This window comes from Clostridium psychrophilum (assembly GCF_018861705.1).
GTDB classification, from domain to species: domain Bacteria; phylum Bacillota; class Clostridia; order Clostridiales; family Clostridiaceae; genus Clostridium_AD; species Clostridium_AD psychrophilum.
In genome coordinates, this window is record NZ_JAHLEC010000246.1 from 1 (window position 1) to 1,326 (window position 1,326).

Here is a 1,326-nt window from a genome sequence, read left to right on the forward strand (position 1 = left end):
TTTTAGTCTTACGACTAAATTTTACTTTATACTAAAGTAATTAACTGGTTAAAACAAAATATTATTTCATTTCTTTACCTATTTCTCTGTTTAATTTTCAAAGACCAATTTAATTTGTCATTATGTGACGACTTCTATAAGTTTACTAGGTATTTATTGTTTTGTCAACACTTTTATATATTAATTTAGATTTTTATAGATTTTAATTTTTATAGATTTTAATTTTTGACTTTCTTCATTTTCAACTTTATATATTTGCAATTATAATGCACTTTTTTAAAAAACATTATAATATCTTAAAACATAAGTAAAATCTCCACCATTAGCAACGGTGGAGATTTTATTTACATAGTAATTAATATAAAGCTATAAAAATAAGCTCTATTCTATTTCAACTTTATACTTGTCTTTTAATTCTGTTACAAAACTCATATATTTTTCATTTTGTTTTTGATGTGAAATATTCTCCACAATTGTTTGTCTTGATTCTTCTAATGATTTAACCTTTCCTGGACTTTTCTTATCTAATTGTATTAAATGATATCCAAATTGAGTTTTAACAGGTTCACTTATTTCGCCAACTTTTAATTCAAAAGCTACTTTCTCAAACTCTGGTACCATTTTCCCTCTAGTAAATTCGCCTAAATTTCCACCTTGAGCTGATGACGGACATTTAGAATATTTTTTAGCAGCTTCCTCAAAAGACATCCCATTAGTTATTTCTACCTTAATCTTTTTAATTTGTTCTAAGGTATCCACTAATATATGTTTAGCTGATGCAGTTTCTTCACTTTTAAATATTCCACTATTATCTTCATAATACTTTTTGATTTCTTCTTCAGTTATATTTATATTAGCCAATATATTTTTTACACCGATTTGTATTAATACGTCTTTCCCTATCAGTTTCATTTGTTCTACATAATCTGGATCCTTTTTCATATCACTATCAAGTGCATAATTATATATTAATTCAAAGTTTATTATTTGATCTAAAAATTGTCTTTTTCCTTCATCTGTTTTATAGTGCTCTTGTGTTTCCTGTGGGAATCTTAATAATGATCTATCTACATCTTTTTGATTTATTTTATTTCCGTTTACTATAGCCAAAACCTTATTCTCCATAATTACTCTCCTTTAAAATTATTATATTTCATTATCATAATATCATAAATATAGTTAAAAAACAAAAAAAGCACTTTATAAAAAGTGCTTTTTTTTGGTGGCTTACCGGAGAATCGAACTCCGGACACCATGATTAAAAGTCATGTGCTCTACCAACTGAGCTAGTAAACCATGTTAACCTGGCGACAACCTACTCTTCCA

General features: G+C 26.3%; 1 protein-coding gene and 1 tRNA gene. Both read right to left on the reverse strand.

Features of this window, described 5'->3' with window-relative positions; genetic code table 11:
* Positions 1 to 381: 381 nt before the first annotated feature.
* Positions 382 to 1,125, reverse strand: a complete 744-nt coding sequence (locus tag KPL38_RS19265) for a peptidylprolyl isomerase (protein ID WP_216290745.1) — start codon at positions 1,123 to 1,125, stop codon at positions 382 to 384.
* Between the two features lie 95 nt (positions 1,126 to 1,220).
* A tRNA-Lys gene (locus KPL38_RS19270) sits at positions 1,221 to 1,296 on the reverse strand.
* Between the last annotated feature and the right edge of the window lie 30 nt (positions 1,297 to 1,326).

Excerpts from the sequence above, each read along its gene's own strand:
- KPL38_RS19265 (WP_216290745.1), bottom strand. The coding sequence starts at position 1,125 with ATGGAGAATAAGGTTTTGGCTATAGTAAACGGAAATAAAATAAATCAA.